19 protein-coding genes and 1 tRNA gene are annotated in these 20,729 nt (G+C 69.2%); 17 read left to right on the top strand and 3 right to left on the bottom strand.

The window, feature by feature from the left end:
- Positions 1 to 38 precede the first annotated feature (38 nt).
- The 3 genes from tenA to ACFYRH_RS33930 all read left to right on the top strand — a co-directional run bounded on the left by tenA (position 39) and on the right by ACFYRH_RS33930 (position 2,378).
- Positions 39 to 701, top strand: a complete 663-nt coding sequence (tenA, locus tag ACFYRH_RS33940) for a thiaminase II (protein ID WP_387783824.1) — start codon at positions 39 to 41, stop codon at positions 699 to 701.
- Entirely contained in the window at positions 698 to 2,245 is a 1,548-nt protein-coding gene (locus tag ACFYRH_RS33935) for a phytoene desaturase family protein (RefSeq protein WP_387783822.1), read from the top strand. The genes tenA and ACFYRH_RS33935 overlap by 4 nt, the downstream gene beginning before the upstream one ends.
- Before the next feature lie 60 nt (positions 2,246 to 2,305).
- Positions 2,306 to 2,378 (top strand) — tRNA-Lys (locus ACFYRH_RS33930).
- Between the two features lie 74 nt (positions 2,379 to 2,452).
- Here the strand turns inward: ACFYRH_RS33930 and ACFYRH_RS33925 are convergent.
- Entirely contained in the window at positions 2,453 to 2,701 is a 249-nt protein-coding gene (locus tag ACFYRH_RS33925) for a hypothetical protein (protein WP_387783820.1), read from the bottom strand.
- Between the two features lie 117 nt (positions 2,702 to 2,818).
- The gene (locus ACFYRH_RS33920; protein WP_387783818.1) at positions 2,819 to 3,814 is read right to left on the bottom strand and encodes a helix-turn-helix domain-containing protein; all 996 of its coding nucleotides are present in this window, start codon (positions 3,812 to 3,814) and stop codon (positions 2,819 to 2,821) included.
- Positions 3,815 to 3,960: 146 nt separating this feature from the next.
- Here ACFYRH_RS33920 and ACFYRH_RS33915 point away from each other — a divergent pair, with 146 nt between their 5' ends.
- The 14 genes from ACFYRH_RS33915 (at position 3,961) to ACFYRH_RS33850 (ending at position 19,996) form a co-directional block, all read left to right on the top strand.
- Complete coding sequence (locus tag ACFYRH_RS33915; protein WP_387783816.1) at positions 3,961 to 7,707, top strand: S8 family serine peptidase; 3,747 nt, start codon at positions 3,961 to 3,963, stop codon at positions 7,705 to 7,707.
- 291 nt (positions 7,708 to 7,998) lie between these two features.
- Complete coding sequence (locus ACFYRH_RS33910; RefSeq protein ID WP_387783814.1) at positions 7,999 to 8,211, top strand: hypothetical protein; 213 nt, start codon at positions 7,999 to 8,001, stop codon at positions 8,209 to 8,211.
- Positions 8,212 to 8,895: 684 nt separating this feature from the next.
- On the top strand, positions 8,896 to 9,726 hold the full coding sequence (locus tag ACFYRH_RS33905) for a GntR family transcriptional regulator (RefSeq protein WP_387783812.1): 831 nt from the start codon (positions 8,896 to 8,898) through the stop codon (positions 9,724 to 9,726).
- 46 nt (positions 9,727 to 9,772) lie between these two features.
- Entirely contained in the window at positions 9,773 to 10,540 is a 768-nt protein-coding gene (locus ACFYRH_RS33900) for a GntR family transcriptional regulator (RefSeq protein WP_387783810.1), read from the top strand.
- The gene (locus tag ACFYRH_RS33895) at positions 10,537 to 11,481 is read left to right on the top strand and encodes an ABC transporter permease (RefSeq protein ID WP_387783808.1); all 945 of its coding nucleotides are present in this window, start codon (positions 10,537 to 10,539) and stop codon (positions 11,479 to 11,481) included. The genes ACFYRH_RS33900 and ACFYRH_RS33895 overlap by 4 nt, the downstream gene beginning before the upstream one ends.
- On the top strand, positions 11,478 to 12,356 hold the full coding sequence (locus ACFYRH_RS33890) for an ABC transporter permease (RefSeq protein ID WP_387783806.1): 879 nt from the start codon (positions 11,478 to 11,480) through the stop codon (positions 12,354 to 12,356). Before ACFYRH_RS33895 ends, ACFYRH_RS33890 begins: the two co-directional genes overlap by 4 nt.
- Positions 12,356 to 13,339: an ABC transporter ATP-binding protein gene (locus ACFYRH_RS33885; protein WP_387783804.1), complete on the top strand. Its 984-nt coding sequence runs from the start codon at positions 12,356 to 12,358 to the stop codon at positions 13,337 to 13,339. The genes ACFYRH_RS33890 and ACFYRH_RS33885 overlap by 1 nt, the downstream gene beginning before the upstream one ends.
- A complete protein-coding gene (locus ACFYRH_RS33880) occupies positions 13,336 to 14,355 on the top strand; it encodes an ABC transporter ATP-binding protein (RefSeq protein WP_387783802.1) in 1,020 nt (339 codons plus the stop codon). Before ACFYRH_RS33885 ends, ACFYRH_RS33880 begins: the two co-directional genes overlap by 4 nt.
- A gap of 108 nt (positions 14,356 to 14,463) precedes the next feature.
- Positions 14,464 to 16,080 carry an ABC transporter substrate-binding protein gene (locus tag ACFYRH_RS33875; protein ID WP_387783800.1) on the top strand — a complete coding sequence of 539 codons (1,617 nt, stop codon included), beginning with the start codon at positions 14,464 to 14,466 and terminating at the stop codon, positions 16,078 to 16,080.
- A gap of 27 nt (positions 16,081 to 16,107) precedes the next feature.
- Positions 16,108 to 16,302, top strand: coding sequence for a hypothetical protein (locus tag ACFYRH_RS33870; protein ID WP_387783798.1), 195 nt, complete (start codon positions 16,108 to 16,110; stop codon positions 16,300 to 16,302).
- Between the two features lie 8 nt (positions 16,303 to 16,310).
- Entirely contained in the window at positions 16,311 to 17,732 is a 1,422-nt protein-coding gene (locus ACFYRH_RS33865) for an amidase (protein ID WP_387783796.1), read from the top strand.
- Entirely contained in the window at positions 17,729 to 19,150 is a 1,422-nt protein-coding gene (locus ACFYRH_RS33860; protein WP_387783794.1) for an amidase, read from the top strand. The genes ACFYRH_RS33865 and ACFYRH_RS33860 overlap by 4 nt, the downstream gene beginning before the upstream one ends.
- A 17-nt stretch (positions 19,151 to 19,167) precedes the next feature.
- Complete coding sequence (locus ACFYRH_RS33855) at positions 19,168 to 19,818, top strand: cysteine hydrolase family protein (protein ID WP_387783793.1); 651 nt, start codon at positions 19,168 to 19,170, stop codon at positions 19,816 to 19,818.
- Between the two features lie 31 nt (positions 19,819 to 19,849).
- The gene (locus tag ACFYRH_RS33850) at positions 19,850 to 19,996 is read left to right on the top strand and encodes a hypothetical protein (RefSeq protein ID WP_387783791.1); all 147 of its coding nucleotides are present in this window, start codon (positions 19,850 to 19,852) and stop codon (positions 19,994 to 19,996) included.
- Between the two features lie 9 nt (positions 19,997 to 20,005).
- Here ACFYRH_RS33850 and ACFYRH_RS33845 read toward each other — a convergent pair whose 3' ends face one another.
- Positions 20,006 to 20,680, bottom strand: coding sequence for a GntR family transcriptional regulator (locus ACFYRH_RS33845; RefSeq protein WP_387783789.1), 675 nt, complete (start codon positions 20,678 to 20,680; stop codon positions 20,006 to 20,008).
- Between the last annotated feature and the right edge of the window lie 49 nt (positions 20,681 to 20,729).

Here is a 20,729-nt window from a genome sequence, read left to right as displayed (position 1 = left end):
TGGATAAGGTCGGTCCCAGTCGACGACGAGGAGTGGGGATGACGTTTTCCAGCGAGCTGTGGGACCGCGGAGCAGCCTCCGTGTACGGCGAGATCGTCCGGCACCCGTTCATCACCGGGCTGACCGACGGCACCCTCGACCACGACGCGTTCCGGTACTTCATCGTCCAGGACAGCCACTACCTCCGCGCGTACTCCAGAGCGCTCGCGCTGGTCGCCGGCCGCGCCACCGACGAGGACGCGGTCAGCATGTTCGCACTGCACGCCGCCAACGCGATCGCCGTCGAGCGGGAGCTGCACACCTCGCTGCTGGCGTCACTGGGGCTCACGTCCGAGGACGTCGACGCGGCGGGGTCCGGTCCGACCACAACGGCGTACATGTCCTATCTGACCGCCGTGTGCTCGACGGGGACATACGCCGAGGCGGTGGCCGCCGTACTGCCCTGCTACTGGATCTACCGGGACGTCGGCCGGGAGCTGCTCAAGCGGTCCTCACCGGACCCGCTGTACCGGAAGTGGATCGAGACGTACGGCTCGGAGGAGTTCGACGCAGTGGTCGAGTCGGTGCTCGCGGTGACAGACAAGCTGGACGTGGGCGCCGCGGAGCGGGAACGTTGTCACCAGCACTTCGCTACGACGTGCCGCTACGAATGGATGTTCTGGGACGCCGCGTACCACAAGCTCGATTGGCCGGTGGGATGAAGGACTTCTACGACGTCGTCATCGTCGGGGGTGGGCACAACGGCCTCGTCGCTGCCACGTACCTGGCTCAGTCCGGCCTGTCGACGCTCATAGTCGAGCAGCAGGCGCACCCCGGCGGCGCAGCAGTCAGCGAGCGGGTCTTCCCGGGCGTCGACGCCCGCCTCTCCCGGTACTCGTACCTGGTGAGCCTGCTACCCGACAAGATCGTCACCGACCTCAGTCTCCGTCTGGACCTCCGCTCCCGCGCAGTGGCGTCGTACACGCCCGTACGCCGTGGTGGGCGGGACGTCGGCCTGATGGTCGAGCGGCCGGAAGGCGCCGGCACCAGGGAGTCGTTCCGAACGCTGACCGGCGGCGAAACGGAGTACAACGCCTGGACCGACTTCTACGGGTCCGTCGGGTCCTTGGCCGCCGTTGTCGCGCCGACGCTGCTCGAACCGCTGCAGCCGGCCGCTGAGCTGCGTTCGCGGCTCGACAGCGCACTGTGGGACGAGCTGGTCGAGCGACCGCTCGGAGAGAGCATCGAGCGCCGGTTCGCCGACGACACCGTGCGTGGCGTGGTCGCCACGGACTCTGTCATCGGGACGTTCGCAGGTCTGCATGACGAGTCGCTGATCCAGAACAGGTGCTTCCTGTACCACCTGATCGGCAACGGCAACGGTGAGTGGCGCGTACCCGTCGGAGGCATGGGTGCGGTCACCGACGCGCTGGCAGCGGCTGCACGTCGTGCCGGCGCCGCACTGGTCACCAACGCGGCAGTCACCTCGGTCGAGGTCGACGGGAAGCGCGGATCAGTCACGTGGCTCGGTGGAGACGGTGAGAGGTCCGTCGACTGCACCTGGGTGCTCTCGAACGTCGCCCCGTCCACTCTGGCTGCACTGCGTGGTCAGAGTGGTGTGGAGAAGCCAGAGGGGTCGCAGCTGAAGATCAACCTACTGCTGCGCCATCTGCCCGCACTGAAGTCCGGAGACGACCCGAGGAAGGCCTTCGCGGGCACGTTCCATATCGACGAGGACTACAGCCAACTCGAGTCGGCGTACCGTTCCGCCGCGGGTGGCGAGCTGCCCGCCGTACCGCCGTCCGAGGTGTACTGCCACTCGCTGACCGACCCGTCGATCCTCTCCCCCGACCTGGTTGCCTCCGGCCACCACACGCTGACCGTCTTCGGCGTCCACTTCCCCGCCCGATTGTTTGCCTCTGACAACGATTCGGCGCGCGCCGAGGCGACCCGCCGGGTGCTCGCCGGCCTGGAGTCGTACCTCGCCGAACCGCTCGAGGACTGCATCGCCCGCGACGCCGACGGCAACCTGTGCGTCGAGGCGAAGACGCCGTACGACATCGAGGAATCCGTCGGCATGCCCGGCGGTCACATCTTCCACGGCGACCTCCAGTGGCCCTGGGCCACCGACCCCGCCGACGCCGGCCGCTGGGGCACCGAGACCGACGTCCCGAACCTCCTGATCTGCGGCTCCGGCGCCCGCCGCGGCGGCGCCGTCTCCGGCCTCGGCGGCCACAACGCCGCGATGACCATCCTCACCCGCTAACCGATTTCGCATCTCCCCGATCCCCCTGCTACGATCCTCTTCGTTCGAAGGCAACACCAAGCGCCGCTAGCTCAATTGGCAGAGCAGCTGACTCTTAATCAGCGGGTTCGGGGTTCGAGTCCCTGGCGGCGCACAAAAGCCCTGGTCACGAAGGTGACCGGGGCTTTCGCTTATGTGGAGCCCATGGTTTTGTGTCCTACCGCACACTCACCCGTAGGTGCCTGTCACGTCAGCCGCGTCACCGTGCCCGAGTCGATCGGCGACGTCGGGTGACCGGTTGAGGGCTGTCTTGAAGGCGGCCTCCGCGTCCGGGTTCTTTGCTCGCCGCGCCATGTAGACGTCCTGGGTCAGCGACGGCCGGGCGTGCCCGAGTTGGTCCGCGATGTGCCGAGCACTCTGTCCGGCGTCGTCCAGGATGGTCGCCTCGTCTTCCGGAACGAGTGCGACATGATCCACGCGAGCGCGTCTGCCTGGCTCCCCTCAGCGGTCTCCGTCGCGAGGTCCAGCAGCTCGGCGCGGTCACCGCCCCCCACCCGATACAGGTCGAGCACCGGGCCATCGGATGGCTCTCGGTCAGAGCCAGCCGCGGCGTCCGGCGATGCAGCCGGCTTGGAAGCGGGTGGAGGCGCCGAGCTCGGTCATGAGGCTCTGCAGGCGGCGGTAGGTGGTGCGGGTGCTCCATCCCTTGGCGTGGGCGATTGCTGTGTCGGTCAGGCCGGCCATCATCATGGCCAGCAGGGAGAGGGTCTCGTCGTCGGGCCTGGCCGGATCGTCGATGGCGGTCGGGCTCGCGGCATTGGCGTCGAGCGGGACAGCCTGGGCCCATTCGCCCTCGAACAGGGCTTCCAGGGCCGTGAACAGGGGTGAGCGTCGGACGAGGTAGGCCACCTGGAGGCCGCTTCGACTGAGATCGAACGGGATGAGGGCATCCTGGTCGTCCCGGATGATCATCTTCAGCGGGAGGCTCCGCCGCATCCGTGCGAGCTCACCGCCACGCACCGCGGGGAGGATGTCCGTGTCCAGCTTCCTGGGCCAGGTCAGGGCCTCCTGGCTGTAGATCACGCGATGGACCACGCCGTCGCGCTGGTGGCGCGCGATCTGGACGGCGGTGTTCCGGGCGGCTCCTTCGCCTCCGGGCTCCTGGTAGTACGGCGGCGTGTCGAAGACGCGGATCTGGTGCTGGGCGTCGGACTCGAGGCGAGCCACCGCCGCGGCGATGGTCTCGCGATCGGTCAACTGCTCGATGGCGAGGTCGGGACTGACGCGGTTCGCGTTGCGGTGGATCTCGGACAGCGCGTACGCCTTCGCGCGGGCGGCGCTCAGCTCCCACTCACGGGCCTGGACGAGCCGGTTGATGGCGATGTCCGGCGGAGCCGTCGCGTACCGGCCCGGTCGGCCGCTGCGCGTCACCAGGTGCTTCTCGACCAGCGAGGTCAGCACTCGCCGCAGCGGACCCACATCGCTCTCCAGTTGGTCCGCGAGCGCGGCGGCGGTCGCCCCGGGCTGCCCCACCAGCGCCTCATAGACCCGCTCCTCGTCGGCCGTCAGGCCGAGAACCGCCAGCTCCATGGAAGTGACCACTCCAGGTGTCGACTTGCTGCCAAGTGGCAGTAACCAGCCAAGATACGCCTTGTGTCGGCTACCGGTGCAGTGCGACTGTCGGGCAGCTCCAGTGTGGCGCCCCGCCCGCTCCCCACGAACCGAAGGATCTTCCCTTGAGATCTCCCCGCAGACGCTGGATCCGCGAGCTGGCCGCGGCCACGTCCCTGGCGACCCTCCTTGCGCCCTTGGTCGTTTCCGGTCCGCCCGCGGCGTACGGCGCGGCTCCGGACCGGTCCGTCGCGACCGGGACCGCGACCGGTGGTACGACTGACCACACGGTCACGCTGATCACCGGTGACGTGGTCACGGTGCGCCCGAAAGCCACCGCCGACGCGGCGGGCGGCACGGTGTCCGTCAAGGGACCGGACGGTGCGCCCGCCAACGCAAGGGTCGTCGAGGCGTCCGGCGACCTGTACGTCTTCCCGGACGCGGCGATGCCGTACGTCGCCGACGGCATGCTCGATCGTCGGCTCTTCGACGTCACGGACCTCATCGCCGACGGGTACGACGACGCCCATCGCGACAACCTCCCGCTGATCATTTCCTACGGCCGGCAGGCCGCAGGGTTCCGGGCCGCCCCGGCGCCGGCCGGTACGTCGATGGTCCGAACGCTCGCGAGTGTCGCTGGCGCCGCCGTCACCGCCGACCACTCCCGGGCGAAGGACTTCTGGGCGGCGGTGAGCGGCGGCGGTTCGTCCGCACGGTCCGCGGTCCCGTCCGCAACGCCGTCGTTCCGGAACGGGATCCAGCACATCTGGCTCGACGGCAAGGTGTACGCCGATCTGGCCGAGTCGACCGCTCAGATCGGCGCACCGCACGCCTGGGCGGCCGGTGACACCGGTCAAGGCGTCGACGTCGCCGTCCTGGACACCGGTGTGGACACCGCTCACCCTGATCTGGCGAGCCAGGTCGTCGAGACGCGCAGCTTCGTCGCGGGAGAGGACGTCGAAGACCACAACGGCCACGGGACCCACGTCGCGTCGACCATCGCCGGCTCCGGAGCCGCCTCGGGCGGCGCCGAGCGCGGGGTTGCTCCCGGCGCCCGGCTCCACATCGGCAAGGTGCTGTCGAACGCGGGTCAGGGCAGCGACTCGGACATCCTCGCCGGGATGGAGTGGGCCGCGGTCGACCAGCACGCCAAGGTGATCAACATGAGCCTCGGCAGCCTCGACCCGTCCGACGGCACGGACCCGCTGTCACAGGCTGTCGACCAGCTCAGCACCGAGACCGGTGCACTGTTCGTCATTGCCGCCGGCAACAGCGGCACGTCCAGCAGCGTCGCCTCGCCCGGAGCGGCCGACGCCGCGCTCACCGTCGGTGCGGTGGACAGCGCTGACGACCTCGCCTACTTCTCGAGTCAGGGTCCCCGGGTCGGGGACGGTGCGCTCAAGCCCGAGATCACGGGCCCAGGGGTCGACATCCTGGCCGCGCGTTCGCAGTACGCGCCGGAGGGCGAGGGCTCGTACCAGACACTCAGCGGAACGTCGATGGCCACGCCGCACGTGGCCGGCGCCGCGGCGCTGGTCGCGGCCGCGCACCCGGAGCTCTCCGGGGCCCAGATCAAGGACCTCCTGACCAGCACTTCCAAACAGACTCCGGCGTACACCGCTTTCCAGGCCGGCAGCGGTCGGGTGGACGCGGCCGCCGCGGCCAAGGCAGGCGTCTTCGCCGCCGGCACGGCCTTCGCGGGCGCAGCGCAGTCCGGTTCGGTCCAGCGACCGGTGACGTACACCAACCTCGGTGACAACGCCGTCACGCTCGCCCTGTCTGTGTCGGCGCCCGGTGCGCCCGCGGGTCTCTTCAAGCTCTCGGCCACCAGCATCACCGTCCCCGCCCACGGCACTGCCGGCGCCACCCTCACCATCGATCCCAGCGCCGCCGCAGGCTCGTCAGGCAGCTTCAGCGGGCAGGTCCTGGCCGCGACATCCGAAGGCGTCGTCGGGCACACGGCAGTCTCGCTCGGCGCCATCACGCACAAGATGACCATCACCGTGAAGGACGCGGCGGGCAAACCCGGTGACGCCCTCGTGGTGCTGCTGCGAGCCGGCGACACCGACCCACAACTGATCGGCGTCTCCGGCAGCCTGACCTTCTACACACCGGACGACACCTACTCCGCGCTCGCCTACATGGTCGTACCCGGCGCGCACGGCCCACGGTCGAACGGCCTGGCCCTGGTCGGCGACCCGGACATCGACTTCCGCGCGGACCGCACCGTCACCCTCGACGCCGGCCGCATCCGGCGGGTCGACGAGACGATCCCGCAGCCGGGCGACTCCAGCTACCTACGGCTCGAGTACTTCCGGACCCTCGGCAAGTCGGGGTTCCAGGACTTCGCGCTCGGCGACACGGCGTACGACAGCCTGTGGGTTCAGGCTCAGGGCAAGGTGACGCACGGCGAGTTCTACCTCGGCGCGCGGTGGCGCAAGGAGCAGCCCGCCCTCCGGGTGTCGGCTGGTGGCGTCGACTACACCGACGTACTCCGGCAGTCCGACGTCACTCCCCTGCCGGCAGGAACGCGGTCGTTGCCGCTCGTCTTCGCGAACGACGGCACGGCCGCCGACTACGCCCGTGTCAACGTGCGCGGCAAGGCAGTCGCCGTACGCCGCAGCACCGAGGCATCGCCGGGCGAGCAGGCGAAGGCAGCGGCCGACGCCGGAGCGGCGCTCCTCCTGGTCGCGAACAACGAGGCCGGTCGCCAGCAGCTCTCGTACGGCACGGACTCGCAGCACCCGGCCACGATCGACGTGGGTCTGCTCTCGCCTGACGAGGGCGACAAGCTCATCGCGCAGGCGAGAAGCGGACACGTCGTGCTGCGGGCAGAGTCCCACCCGGTGACGTCGTACGTGTACGACCTCATGCACACGTGGCGCAACGAACTGCCGAAGAACATGGTCTTGCAGGCGTCGAAGAAGAACCTCGTCCGGATCAACGAGAACTTCGCGAGCCCCAGCCCCTCCCCCTATGCGCAGGAGTGGCGGTACGACTACCCCGTCTACTCGGAGTGGGGTATCGGTCCGGACAAGCCGCTGACGATCAACAGCCGCCGAACGGACTGGGTGAGTACGGACGGCGCCAACCGGTGGGCCAGCGAGGCAACGGACGGGACGCACTACGAGTGGGGCGTCCACCGCACCTACCAGCCCGGCACGGTGGTGGACGACGAGTGGTTCAAGCCCGTCCAGCACGCGCTGCTCAACAACAACTACCTCGGCCCCACGCGCACGGACAACCAGCTGCGCATCGACGTACCCGGGTACGGCACGGCCGATCATGTCGGGTCGACCAACGACTACGGCAGCGCTGGGAGCCAGGACGTCACCCTCTACCAGGGCAACACCCGACTGGCCTCGACCGGCAACGGACTCGTCATGAGCCCGGTGCTTCCCGACGCGGCCGCCCGGCAGTACCGCCTCGTCGTCACGGACCAGCACGACACGTCGTACAGCCCGTACTCGACCTCGGTCACCACCGAGTGGAAGTTCACCTCGGCCGCACCGGACGTCCCGGGCCGGCGTGACCTGCTGCCGTTGCTCCAGCTCGGAATCGACCTGCCGACCGACGACGGCGGAACCACGTCACGGAACGCTGCCTTCGACGTAACCGCTTCGCACCGTGCCCCGGTCGCGGTCGGCCTGACGAACGTCACGGTCACGGGCGCAGGCCACCCTGGCCGCCCCCAGGTAGCGGTCTCCTACAACGACGGCACCACCTGGAAGCAACTGACCCCGGACAGAGCCGGCCACTACCGCCTCGACGCCCCCCGAGGAGCCAAGTTCGCCTCCCTCCACCTGACCGCCACCGACTCCGCAGGCAACGCAATCGACCAAACCATCATCCACGCAGTCGGCCTGCGCTGACGCCCGCCGAACGGCCCGGAGCAACCCGCTCCGGGCCGTTCGGCGACGCTCGAGCTACTGGGCCGACCGGGCTGGAGCTGTTACCCGCTGGGTATTACAGAGCGCGGAAGAGGTCTTGGACGCGGTCTGACCCGCTGGGCGTTGTCGTCAGCGAGTGAAGGGAGCGCTGATGAGTGCGACCGGTCAAGCCCGGGATGGATCGGGGGGCGGTGCTGTGGTCGGCAGCCTCCACGAGGTACCCATTGGGTCTCCCCTCGTACCGCGTGGACATCGCCTTGGAAGGTGATGGTCATGGCTGAGGCACGAACGAAGTTTGATCGGGAGGTCCTGCTACTGGACGCCGGGACCTTCACCATCCTCGGGCATCCACTCGCCACCGTCATCGCAGAGAAACTGTCCACCGCACTCGACGCCATCGCAGCGCATCAACGAATCACCTTGCGACCACTCAGCTCGAGCATCACCGATCTCCCCCACCAACGACAGCCCACCTACGCCGCATAGCTACGACGTCAAGGCCCAGCCGCCACCGGCTACCCCACCAGCCTCGCGGTCACGGTCGCCGTGATCACGCCTTCGCAGACCCACTCGTCAGAGGCGATGCTCGCGGCAAGTACTGGGATCCAGAGAACGCCCGGTCGACCTGAGTAACGAGTCACCCCACTGACCGCCAGGACACCCTTCCTCGACAGGTCCGCCAACGGGTCGACCAACCCGCGACGCGCTTCTTTACGCACCTCAATCAGCGCGAGAGATTGGTTGCCGATGAGAACGTATGCGCAACGAGCAGTCGCGGAATCCGTTATCTGTAAGGGATTCCGCGCATCATTGAGCAACGGTGATCACGCTCAGCCGGAAATCAGCGGGCTCGGGGTTCGAGTCCCTGGCGGCGCACAACAGCCCAGGTCACGCGAGTGGCCTGGGTTTCTGCTTGTCGGTCGTGCACCACGAACGCACCGCTTTCCCGGATGCCGCACCGGACTGATCCGCTGGCACTCGCCCCACCTGTTCCTGCCGAAGGCGCCCGTCTGCTTGTGACTGTGCGTCACATCACAACCAATCGCAGCGTCGCGACGACGTGAGCAGGCAAGCAGCAGTGAGATCTGACGTCACCGAAGACAGCCAGGACCGGTGGATGTCACTGCACGTTGAAACATGGTCGTCACAGGTGCGGGTCATCATCGGTTCATGGTGTTTCGTGCTCCTCGGCGTGTTGCCGACCAGACCCGCAGGATCCACGACCTGCTTCGGGCGAGCATCATCGCCGAGGAGTTCGGGTACGGGTCGCTGCCCTCGGAGGAGGAGCTGCGGGCCGAGTTCGACGCACCGCGTGCCTGCGTCCGGGAAGCGCTCACGCTCCTGGAGCACGAGGGATTGATCGTCCGGGTTCGTGGCCGCGGGACGTTCGTCGCCAGCGGCCGGGTTTGGACCTCGTTGCGGGAGATGCACGGCATCGTGCAACCGACCGACGACAGCATCTGGCACGGGCGGATGCGTACTCAGGTGCTCGACTGGTCCGAGGTACCCCTGAGCCCGCCGGTGGCCCGACTGCTCGGACGCGTCGCCGGCGATCCGGTGCTGCGGATCGACTACGTCGCCGTGCTCGACGGCGCGGCGATCGGCGGCGCCACCAACTACGTCCGCTTTCCCGAGGCCGGGAATCTGGAGCGGTCGATGCTACGTGTCGACTTCTACGAGATGCTCCGCCTCGGTGGCATTGCGGTCGCCCGCAGCACGTTCCGGATCGACACCGGGCAGGCGGACGAGCACGACACGGAGCTGTTCGATGTCGATCCAGGTGCGCCGATGCTGGTGTTCGAGCAGATCATCTACGACGACAACGACACCCCGGTCGACGTCGCCTTCTGCCGCACCTGCGCGAGCAGGACGACCTTGTTCAGCCGGGCCGGAATCCCGGCGGAGCCTGGCGGTGAACGGCGCGAACCCGGCGTTATGACGGCGGAGCGGCCCACTCCACGCGGGGAAACCGGTCCCCGGGACGGCGAAACACCGGCGTAATTGCGCGAGTCCCGCGCTGAAACCTCGGGACCCGCCAATGGGCTCCATGACAAGCACGGCACCGACCAGCAACCGAAACCACCGGCGCCACCCGGCCCGCTGGCTACGCGACGCCCTGCGCTCGGAGCTGATGAGCGGTGGCTTCAGCGGCGGGCTGCTGCCGAGCGAGGCACAGCTGATGATGACGTACGGCGCCCCGCGCGCCGCCGTCCGCGCAGCCCTCGACCTGCTCCGGGGCGAAGGCCTGGTCGAGCGTATCCAGGGCACCGGGACGCTCGCCGTCGCACCGCCGCGCGCGGCCAAGCTGGTCGAGATACACGGCTTCCTCGAGGACGGTCAGGTCGCGATCCCGGGCCTGTCGAACCGGATCCTCGCCCACGAGGTGGTGCCGATGCCGCGGGTCGCCGCCCGACGGCTCGGCGTACCGGCCGGTGCGGACTGCCTGCTGATCGAGTACATCGGCTACCTCTACGGCCAGATCCTCGGCGTCTACACCAACTACATCCGATTCCCGGAGGCCGAGGCGGTGCTGGCCGCGCCGTTCGAGAGCGACTGGTACACGATGCTCGGCGCCGCCGGCCTCACCATCGGCGAGACGGACTTCCTCATCGAGGTGCTCCCGTCCGACGAACTGCTGGCCCAGGTCCTCGACCTCGAGCCGGGGCGCCCGGTGCTCGCGTTCGAGCAGGTGATCAGGGACCAGCAGGGCGAGGCCTACGACTATGCGATCCTGCGCAGCCGCGGCGACCGCATATCGCTGATGTCCAACGCGGTCAGCCCGCACGTCGGCGTCCGGCAGGAGGAGGCCCGATGACCGGCTTCGTGCTCCGGCGGCTGGGCTACGGCGTCCCCGTGCTGCTCGGCGTCGCTCTGGTTGTCTTCCTGACCGTCAAGCTCGTCCCGGGCGACCCGGTGGCCCTGCTGGCCGGCACCGGTGCATCGGAGCAGACCAAGGACGCGCTGCGGCACAGCCTCGGTCTCGACCAGAACCTGTTCGTCCAGTTCTGGCGCTGGCTCACGAAGGCGCTGCACGGAGACCTCGGCACCAGCATCGCCCAGCACCGCCCGGCCCGCGAGCTCGTGGTTTCCGCCTTCGGCAACACACTCGTGCTCGCGGCGTACGCGCTGATCCTCGCTCTGGTCCTCGGGGTGATCCTCGGCGGGGTGTCGGCGCTGCGGCCCGGCACCGTGCTCGGACGGATCTGCTCGGCGATCAGCTCGATCTCCGTCTCGGCGCCCCAGTACTCGGTCGCTCTCCTGTTCATCGTCTACGTGTCGCTGGGGACCGGCGCCTTCCCGGTCTCCGGCATGCACGGCGCGACCGGCGGTGGCCCCGGCGACCTGCTGTGGCACGGTTTCCTGCCTGCGCTGACCTCCGCGCTGGTCCCGGCGGGCATGATCGGCCGCGTCTTCCGCGCCTCGCTGATGGACGTCCTGCGGCAGGACTTCGTGGAGGCGCTGCGCGCCCGCGGGCTGCCACGCCGGACGGTGCTGCTGCACGCGGTGCACAACACCCTGCCGTCGCTGCTGACCATGGCCGGCCTGCAGGTCGGCTACCTGCTCGGCGGGGTGGTCTTCGTCGAGACGATCTTCAGCTGGCCCGGCCTCGGGCAGCTGCTGTTCACCTCGATCTCCACCCGCGACCTGCCGGTGACCCAGGCCGGCGTCCTCGTCAGCGCGGCCGTCTTCGTCGGAGTCAACATCGTCGTTGACACCGCTCACGCGCTCATCGACTCCCGAGTGAGGAACGCATGACGACCACTACCCTGGCGGCCGACGCGGCCGCTGTCCCCGTACGCCGGACCACGCGCCGGTCCCGCGACATCCCGCTCGCTGTCTGGATCTACGGCAGCATCGCCGGCCTCCTGGTCCTGCTCGGTGTGGTCGGTCCGTGGCTCGTCGGCGACGTCACCACCAACGTGTTGTCCCAGCGGCTGCTGCCGCCCGGATCGGCCGGTCATCTGCTCGGCACCGACGGTCAGGGTCGTGACGTACTGGCCCGCCTTGTCGCCGGTGCCCGCCCGAGCATGGTCTCGGGCATCCTGCCGGTCCTGATCAGCACCGCACTCGGCAGCGCGATCGGCATCCTCGCCGCGATGGCGCCCGGCTGGGTGCACTCGCTGGTGATGCGCACCCTTGATGTCTTGTACGCCTTCCCGGCGGTGCTGCTCGCGATCGCGATCGCGGCCGCCATGGGGCCCGGGACGACGACGACCGTGGTGTCGCTGTCGGTCGTGCTGGTCCCGCCGATCGCCCGGATCGCGGAGACCGAGACGATGCGGCTCAAGGGGCTGGACTTCATGGAGAGCGCGGCGGCCAGCGGCGCCGGCATCCTCGCGATCGCTTACCGGCAGGTGCTGGCCAATGTCCTGCCGACGCTGCTCGTCTACGCCACCAGCCTCGTCGGGCTGGCCCTCGTGTTCGCCGGCGGTATGTCCTTCCTGGGCCTCGGCGTCGCGCCGCCGCACCCGGAGTGGGGCCAGATGATCAACGAGCAGCGCCAGAACATGTACACCGCACCGATGACCGCGCTCGTGCCGGCGTTGGTGATCTTCGGCGCCTCGCTGGTCTTCAACCAGCTGGGCGACGCGCTCCGCGACCTCCTCGACGTACGGCGGAAGGGACGCTGATGAGCACCCAGCTGAAGGTGCGCGACCTCCGTACGACGTTCGGCTCCGGCGAGCGTGATGTCCGGGCCGTCCGTGGCGTCGACTTCGACCTCGCACCCGGCGGTACGTTCGTGCTGCTGGGCGAGAGCGGCAGCGGCAAGTCCGTCACCGCTCGCTCGATCCTGCGTCTTTACGACGCCTCCGCCACCATCGCGGGGAGCGTGCTGCTCGGCGACGACGAGCTGACCGCGATGCCGGAGCGGTCGATGCGCGCGGTTCGCGGAGCCCGTATCGCCATGGTCCCGCAGGACCCCACCGGTGCACTCGACCCGCTGCGCAGCATCGGCGCGCAGATCATTGAGGTACTCCGGGCGCACGGGCTCGTCCAGGACCGGCGGACCGCAAGGGCGCGGGCGGTCGACCTGCTCGAGCGGGTCGGCATCGCCGATCCGGCCCGGGTGATCGGCGCGCGCCCACATCAGCTCTCCGGTGGTATGCGCCAGCGTGCGGTGATCGCGATCTCGATCGCGTGCCGGCCCGAGGTACTCATCGCGGACGAGCCCACCACGGCGCTCGACGTCACCGTCCAGGCCGCAGTGATCGAGCTGTTCACCGAGTTGCAGCGCGACCTCGGGATGTCCCTGCTGATGGTGACCCACGACGTCGGCGTGGCCGAGGAGCTCGGCGGACAGGTCGGCGTGATGTACGCCGGCAGGCTGCTGGAGACGGGGCCGGTCGGCGACGTGCTGGCCGACCCGAAGCACCCCTACACCCAAGGCCTGCTCGCGTCTCTCCCGGTGCCAGGCGTCGAGCGCGGCAAGCTGCCGGCGATCCCTGGACGGCCGCCGCTGACCGGCGAGGTCTCCGACGGCTGTGCCTTCGCGGCCCGGTGCCCGCTGGCGCAGGACTCCTGCGGGTCCGCCGTCCCGGTACTGGTCGACGTCGCCACCGGACGGCAGGCCGCCTGCCCGGTGGTGAATCCGAGCGAAAGGTTGAGCGCGTGAACGCCCTGGCGGCAGCCCTCGACCCCACCACGACCGGCTCGCGCCCGCTGATGGAGGTCAACGGGATCGGCATAACCTTCAAGAACGGCGTCCGTGCGGTGTCCAACGTCAACCTGACCGTGAACGCGGGCGAGACGCTCGGCATCGTCGGGGAGTCGGGCTGCGGCAAGTCGACCACCGCGAAGATCATGCTGCGCCTGCTGGCACCTGACGAGGGCCGCGTCTTCTTCGACGGCGAGGACATCTCCCGGCTGCGCGGCGCGAAGCTCAAGAAGCTGCGCCGCCGGTTGCAGGTGGTGCCGCAGAACCCGCAGACCAGCCTCAACCCACGGCTGTCGGTCGGTGACTCGATCGCCTTCAACATGAGGGTGCACGGCTACGGCGCCAAGCAGCGCGCCGCGCGCATCCCCGAAATGCTCGACCGCGTCGGCCTCGACCCGTCGTACGCCGGTCGCTACCCGCACCAGTTGTCCGGCGGTCAGCTGCAGCGCGCCGCGATCGCCCGGGCACTGGCCACCGAGCCCGAGGTCGTCGTCTGCGACGAGGCGGTCAGTGCGCTCGACAAGAGCGTCCAGGCCCAGGTACTCAACCTGCTCGCCGAGCTGCAAGCCAACCTCGGCCTGGCCTACGTCTTCATCAGCCACGACCTCGCCGTTGTGGAACACATCTCCGACCGGGTCGCCGTGATGTACCTCGGCCGCGTGGTCGAGGAAGGTCCGGCCCGGGAACTCTGGGACAACCCCCGGCACCCCTACACCGCGACGCTGCTCTCCTCGGCGCCCGGTCTGGGGCAGCGCCGGATCGTGCTCTCCGGCGACCTGCCCAACCCTGCGAATCCCCCGAGCGGCTGCGGATTCCGGAGCCGCTGTCCGGTCGCGGACGAGCGGTGCGCCACCGAGTGGCCACTGCTCACCGTGCGCACGAAGCAGCATCACGCGTCCTGCGTACACGAAGACCCGGTGACGCTCCTGGACATCCCGGGTCGTGCTCCGACCGGATCGGAGCCGGCCGCCTAGCGCGGTACCCGGGCGGCAGCGCCGCCGCACCCGCAGATCCCACCCGGACCGACCTCGGCCGCGCCTTTGCGGTCGTGCGATCGCCCCTGCCCGAAGGGACTGGACACGATGAAGCCCCACGACCCCGTACGTCGACCACCGCACCGCAGGAACCGCGGCCTGCTCGCCACACTCGTCCTCGCCCTGCTGACTCTGATCACCGCCTGCAGCGGCAGCGCCGGGGCCGCCTCCAGCGGCACACCTGGCGTACTGACCATCGGCATGACCGCCGCCGACATCCCAAACCTGGACACCGTCCTGGCCGGCGGCCAGGGCTACGAGGGGTACCGGTTCGTCGGCAACCAGCTCTACGACTCACTGACCAAGTGGGACCTGAAGCAGGGTGACCAGACCCCGAAGATCATCCCCGGCCTGGCCACTTCCTGGAACGTCGACGCGACCAAGACCAGATGGACCTTCCACCTGCGCGAGGGCGTGAAGTTCTCGGACGGTACGCCGTTCGACGCGGACGCGGTGATCTTCAACCTCGACCGCTACAAGAATCCGAAATCCCCCCAGTACGACGCCACGGTGGCCGCGCAGGCAGGCCTGCTCGGCGCCGGCATCAAGTCGTACAAGAAGATCGGCGCCGGCACCGTCGAGATCGACACCAACGGGGTCTGGTCGCACCTGCTGGAGGACATCGAGTTCCTCTACATGGCCAGCCCGACCGCGGTCACCAAGTACGGCAAGGACTACAACCAGCACCCGTCCGGGACCGGACCGTTCGTCTTCAAGTCGCTGACCCGCGGCCAACAGGTCACGTTCACCGCGAACAAGGACTACTGGAACGGCGCCCCGAAGATCGACCAGCTGGTACTCAAGGCGATGCCGGACGTCTCCGCCCGCCTGGCCGCACTCCGCTCGGGTGAGGTCAACTGGATCGAGGCGCCGAACCCCGACGACCTCAAAGGTCTGGAGTCGGGCGGGTACCAGGTGCTGACGAACTCCTACGACCACATCTGGCCGTGGATCTTCGACCTCACCAAGAAGCCGCTGAACGACCCGCGGGTACGGCGGGCGCTGAACCTGGCGATCGACCGCGAGACGATGACGAAGACGCTGCTGCAAGGAACCGCCGACCCCGCGTACCAGACGGCGCCGAAGGCCAGCGCGGCGTACGACGCGGCCAACGACACCTTCCGCGACAACCCGGCCGAGGCCAGGAAGCTGCTCGCCGAGGCGGGCGTGCCGAACGGCTTCACGATGACGGTCTCCTACCCGACGTCGGGCTCGGGGAACATGCAGCCCGGCCCGATGAACCAGGAACTGCAGAGCGACCTGGCCAAGATCGGGGTCAAGGTCGAGCTGAAGCCGATCGAGTGGGCCGCGATGCTCACCGACTTCGGCGGCGGCAAGATCCCGGACGGCGCCGACGCGGTGAACATCTCGCTGACGTTCATCCAGGAGTCGTTCTGGGGGCTCGCGTTCGGCACCGGCGGCGCCGTGAACGTGGGCCACTACTCCAACCCGAAGGTCGACGCGCTCCTGGCCCAGGCCCAGCACGAGCTCGACCACACCAAGCGGTACGCGATCTACAGCCGGATCACCAAGCTCGTCGACGCCGACGCGCCGTGGCTCGACGTGGTCAACGACCGCAACCCGCGCGCCCTGGCGCCGGGCGTCAAGGGCTTCGTTGAGCCCAAGTCCTGGTTCGTCGACCTGACCACCGTGTCCGTCGGCTGACTTACCTCGTCCCGAAAGGAACACCCGATGACCGACAACACCCCCACCGACGCCGAGATCGTCGACGCCCTGCTCGCGATGAACGGCATCTCGCCGACCCCCGAGGAAATCGAACAACTGGTCGCGGCGTACCCGGTCAGCCGGATGGGCGTCGAGTCCCTCTACACGATGCCCGGCGTCCGCTACGCCGAGCCCGCAGTCACCTTCGACCCCCGGATCTGAGGACGCTGATGACCACGACTGAGACAGCCTTGACGATCACCGAAGCCGCCACCGCGCTTCGGGCCGGTACCACCACCAGCGTCGACCTGGTCGAGCAGTGCTACGCGACCGCCGACGCGTACGACGGCGAGGTCGGGATGTTCCTGGCCCGCTACACCGAGTCCGCCCTGCAGGCGGCGGCTGAGGCCGACGCCGACCTCGCGGCCGGCAAGGACGTCGGCCCGCTGCACGGGATCCCGCTCGGGATCAAGGACATCATCACCACCCGCGAGGGTCCGACGACCGGACAGAGCCTGGTCCACGACCGGACCGCGATGAGCGGCGACGCCGTCGTGGTGGACCGGCTCCGGTCGGCCGGCGGTCTCGTACTCGGCAAGCTGACCACGATGGAGTTCGCGATCGGCGCCCCCGACGACACCAAGCCGTTCCCGGTCCCGCGGAACCCGTGGAGCCTGGAGCACTGGGCCGGCGGGTCGAGCTCGGGGTCGGGCAGCGCGGTGTCCTCGGGCGCGGTACTCGGCGCGCTGGGCACCGACACCGGCGGCAGCATCCGCATCCCGGCCGCGTTCTGCGGGATCTCAGGCCTGATGCCGACGTTCGGCCGGGTGCCGAAGTCCGGCTGCATCCCGCTCGGCTACAGCCTCGACCACATCGGCCCGATGGCCCGCTCCGCCGCCGACTGCGCCCTGATGCTCGACGTGCTGGCCGGGTACGACGCGAGCGACCTGTGCGCGATCGACGTCCCGGTCGACGAGTACAGCGGTGCCCTGACCGGTGACCTCACCGGCGTCCGGATCGGCGCCGATCGGCTCGCCCGGATCGCCGGCGACAAGGAGGACCCGGCCGTCGCCGAGGCCTTCGCCGCCGCTCTGGCCGCGCTGGAGAGCCGGGGCGCGACGGTCGTCGAGGTCGAGCTGCCGTTCTACGCCGAGATGTCGACCGCGGACATGGTGATCCTGGTCAGCGAGGCGTTCGCCTACCACCGACCGGATCTGCAGAAGCGGTGGCTCGACTACGGTGCCGCGACCCGGGAGATCCTGGGCACCGCGATCTTCTACTCCGCAATGGACTTCGTGCAGGCCCAGCGAGCGCGGACGGTCGGGACCCAGGCCTTGACCGCCCTCTACGCCGACGTCGATCTGATCGTCACGCCGACCTCAGGAGTGGGCGCGATCTCGTTCGAGGACCTGGCCGGCGGCATCGCCAACATCATGACGCCGATCTACACGGGCTACTGGGACACCACCGGCAACCCGGTGCTGAGCGTCCCCATGGGCTTCACCGCCGCCGGTCTCCCGCTCGGCCTCCAGGTCGCCGGCCGCCCGTTCGAGGAGGGGCTGGTGCTGCGCGCGGGCGACGCCTTCCAGCAGGTCACCGACCACCACTTGCAAGTGCCGGCGGCACCGGACGCCGAGGAGGTGGCGGCATGAGCGTCGAGGCCCTCCCGAGCACCGACCTGCTCACCGTCACCGAGGCAGCGGCAGCGCTGCGGTTCGGCTCGGTCACCAGCATGCAACTGGCGCAGGAGTCGATCTCGCTCGCGAACCGGCTCGACCAGCGGGTCGGCATCTACATCAGCCGGTACGACGAGTCCCTGCTCGCCGCCGCAGCGGACGCCGATGCCGCGCTCGCGGCCGGCGACGAAGTCGGTCCGCTGCACGGCATCCCGCTGGGCATCAAGGACATCATCACCACTCGTGAGGGCGAGACCACGGCACAGAGCCTGGTACTCGACCGCGCCTGGGGGCAGGGTGACGCGGTCGTGGTGCAGCGGCTTCGCGACGCCGGAGGTCTGGTCACCGGCAAGCTCACCACGATGGAGTTCGCGATGGGTGCACCGGATCCGGACAAGCCGTTCCCGATTCCGCGGAACCCCTGGAACCTCGACCACTGGGCGGGCGGTTCCAGCTCGGGCACCGGGAGCGGTGTCTCGGCCGGCGTCTTCCGCGCCGGCCTGGGCACGGACACCGGTGGCAGCATCCGGATCCCCGCCGCCTTCTGCGGGGTCACCGGGTTGATGCCCACCTTCGGGCGGGTGCCGAAGTCCGGCTGCGTCCCGCTCGGGTACAGCCTCGACCACATCGGCCCGCTGGCCCGGTCGGCCGAGGACTGCGCGTTGCTGCTGGACGTATTGGCCGGGTACGACGCCGGCGACCGCTGCTCGATCGACGCACCCGTACCGGACCACAGGGCCGCGCTGACCGGTGACCTGACCGGGCTGCGGATCGGCGTCGATCGGACCAGTGGCCGGGCGATGGCGCCGTACGTCGACCCGCGGCTGGATCCGCTGCTCGACGACGCGATCGCAGTCCTCGTCGCGCGCGGCGCTGAGGTCGTCGACGTCACGCTGCCGTCCTTCGAGCAGACCGTCGCCTGCCTCTGGCCGATCAACGCCGGCGAGAGCGGCGCCTACCACCTGCCCGATGCCCGGACCCGGCTCGCCGATTACTCGGCCTCGATCCGCACCGGACTGGCCGGCGGAACCTTCTTCAGCGGTGCTGACTACGTCCAGTCCCAGCGGGTACGCCGGGTCGTCACTCAGGAGCTCGCCCGGATGTTCGCCGACGCCGTCGACCTGATACTGACCCCGTCGGCGTTCCAGGGGGCGCTGTCGTTCGAAGAACTGCAGGGCGACACCACCGCCTGGTTCCGGGCCGTGAACACGCCGTACTGGGACGTCACCGGCAACCCCGTGATCACCGTCCCGATCGGCTTCACCGACGTCGGCCTGCCGCTCGGCCTGCAGCTCGCCGGGCGTCCGTTCGACGAGGCGACGGTGCTGCGCGCGGCGCACGCCTACCAGCTCGACACCACGTGGCACCGCGCCGTCCCGGCGCTGGCAGCCTGAGAGCAGAGGAACAGCACATGAGCACCGCCGTACTGGTCATCGACATGCAGAACGGGTTCGTCCACCCCAAGGGATCGCTGCCCACCAACGGGATGGGCCTGCCGCGGAGCCCCGAGGTCATCGCCGAGAACGCGGCCCTGATCGCGCATGCCCGCTCGCTCGGTCTCCCGGTCGTCTACACCCGACACGTGTACCGACCTGACTTCGTCGAGCTGCCGCCGCGAATCGCCGCGGTGCTTCCGATGGACCCGCTGCCGCTGGTCCGCGGCACCTGGGACGCCGACGTGGTCGACGAGCTGGCGCCCGAGGCCGGCGACAAAATCATCGACAAGAGCCGGTTCGACGCCTTTCTCTACACCGACCTGGAGACGGTGCTGCGCGCGATGGGGATCACTCGGCTGCTGGTGACCGGCGTCGTCACCAGCGTCTGCGTCGAGTCCACAGTCCGCTCCGGGCAGCAGCGCGACTTCGAGATCCTCGTCGCATCCGACTGCTGCTCGGCACCGGAGGATCAGCACCAGGCAGCGCTGAACATCATGGCCGCCGTCTTCGCCGACGTCGCACCATGGCGCGACCTGCTCGCCGGCCACTTGTCCGACCGACCCATGGACACGGTAGCTGCTCCGCACCTTCAACAGGATCGGGTGCTGAATGCAGAAAAATGGTGAGGCCAACGTTTGACAGCTCGGAAGTGCATGGGTGGTCCGGTTGTCGCTGATCGAGCCGGGGCGCGGCGGCGCGGAGCGCACGGCCCAGCGGGTCTGCGAGGGGCTCGCGTTGGCGATGCCGACATACGGCGTACCGGAGGAGATCGTGAACAACGGCAAGGGGTTCACCGGCCGGTGAACCCCTTGGTCACGGCCGCAACTCCCCGGCGGCTTCGGCGTCGTCGGAGACCGAGAGGCTGTGCCAAGTGTCGAATGCCACCGATGCGGCGCCTTTCGCGTCCCTCGCCTCGATGAGATTGATCAGCTGCTCGTGCCGGTTGACGGAGGCGTGGCCATCGACACCGAAGCGCATCCGCTCCGCGCGGCGGATCAGGGGGTCGAAGCGCTCGATCACCGCTTCGAGGGCCTGATTGCCGAGCGCGGCGACCGGGATCCTGTGCAGTTCCTCGTCTGCTTCCAGGGCGGCTTTGACGTCGCCTGATGCCACGGCACCAGCGAACCGGCGGTTCGCGTCCCGCATCCGGTCCACGTCCTGCTCAGTGAGCCGGCCCGTCACTTCTCGCACGGCCAACTCATGCATCGCGGCGACGACATCTCTCGCGTCCCGCACCACCTGAATGTCGATGGCGCTGACCGTCGTGGATCGACCCGGCAGCGCCACCACCAATCCACTCGCCGCGAGGCGCAGCAGCGCTTCGCGCACCGGGGTCCGGCTGACCCCCAGCCAGGCAGCAAGGTCGCCGTCCTTGAGTTGCTCTCCCGGCCTGAAGGTTCCATCGACGATGGCGTCGCGGAGGCGGCGGTAGACATCGTCGCGCAGGAGAGTGCGGTCTACGGCAGGGGTGTTCGCAGGGATCGGCACAGCAACATATTGCACACACATCCCGCCATCTCCTAACCCCAAGCGTGGC

The sequence above is a fragment of the Kribbella sp. NPDC004875 genome, from assembly GCF_042873375.1.
In the GTDB taxonomy this organism is placed as follows: Bacteria; Actinomycetota; Actinomycetes; order Propionibacteriales; family Kribbellaceae; genus Kribbella.
The sequence above is the reverse complement of the archived record's forward strand: the minus strand, read 5'-3'. Positions and strand labels throughout refer to the sequence as shown.

Coding starts and splice junctions, on each gene's coding strand:
- tenA (WP_387783824.1), top strand. CDS start 39: ATGACGTTTTCCAGCGAGCTGTGGGACCGCGGAGCAGCCTCCGTGTAC.
- ACFYRH_RS33935 (WP_387783822.1), top strand. CDS start 698: ATGAAGGACTTCTACGACGTCGTCATCGTCGGGGGTGGGCACAACGGC.
- ACFYRH_RS33920 (WP_387783818.1), bottom strand. CDS start 3,814: ATGGAGCTGGCGGTTCTCGGCCTGACGGCCGACGAGGAGCGGGTCTAT.
- ACFYRH_RS33910 (WP_387783814.1), top strand. CDS start 7,999: ATGGCTGAGGCACGAACGAAGTTTGATCGGGAGGTCCTGCTACTGGAC.
- ACFYRH_RS33905 (WP_387783812.1), top strand. CDS start 8,896: ATGGTGTTTCGTGCTCCTCGGCGTGTTGCCGACCAGACCCGCAGGATC.
- ACFYRH_RS33900 (WP_387783810.1), top strand. CDS start 9,773: ATGACAAGCACGGCACCGACCAGCAACCGAAACCACCGGCGCCACCCG.
- ACFYRH_RS33895 (WP_387783808.1), top strand. CDS start 10,537: ATGACCGGCTTCGTGCTCCGGCGGCTGGGCTACGGCGTCCCCGTGCTG.
- ACFYRH_RS33890 (WP_387783806.1), top strand. CDS start 11,478: ATGACGACCACTACCCTGGCGGCCGACGCGGCCGCTGTCCCCGTACGC.
- ACFYRH_RS33885 (WP_387783804.1), top strand. CDS start 12,356: ATGAGCACCCAGCTGAAGGTGCGCGACCTCCGTACGACGTTCGGCTCC.
- ACFYRH_RS33875 (WP_387783800.1), top strand. CDS start 14,464: ATGAAGCCCCACGACCCCGTACGTCGACCACCGCACCGCAGGAACCGC.
- ACFYRH_RS33870 (WP_387783798.1), top strand. CDS start 16,108: ATGACCGACAACACCCCCACCGACGCCGAGATCGTCGACGCCCTGCTC.
- ACFYRH_RS33865 (WP_387783796.1), top strand. CDS start 16,311: ATGACCACGACTGAGACAGCCTTGACGATCACCGAAGCCGCCACCGCG.
- ACFYRH_RS33860 (WP_387783794.1), top strand. CDS start 17,729: ATGAGCGTCGAGGCCCTCCCGAGCACCGACCTGCTCACCGTCACCGAG.
- ACFYRH_RS33855 (WP_387783793.1), top strand. CDS start 19,168: ATGAGCACCGCCGTACTGGTCATCGACATGCAGAACGGGTTCGTCCAC.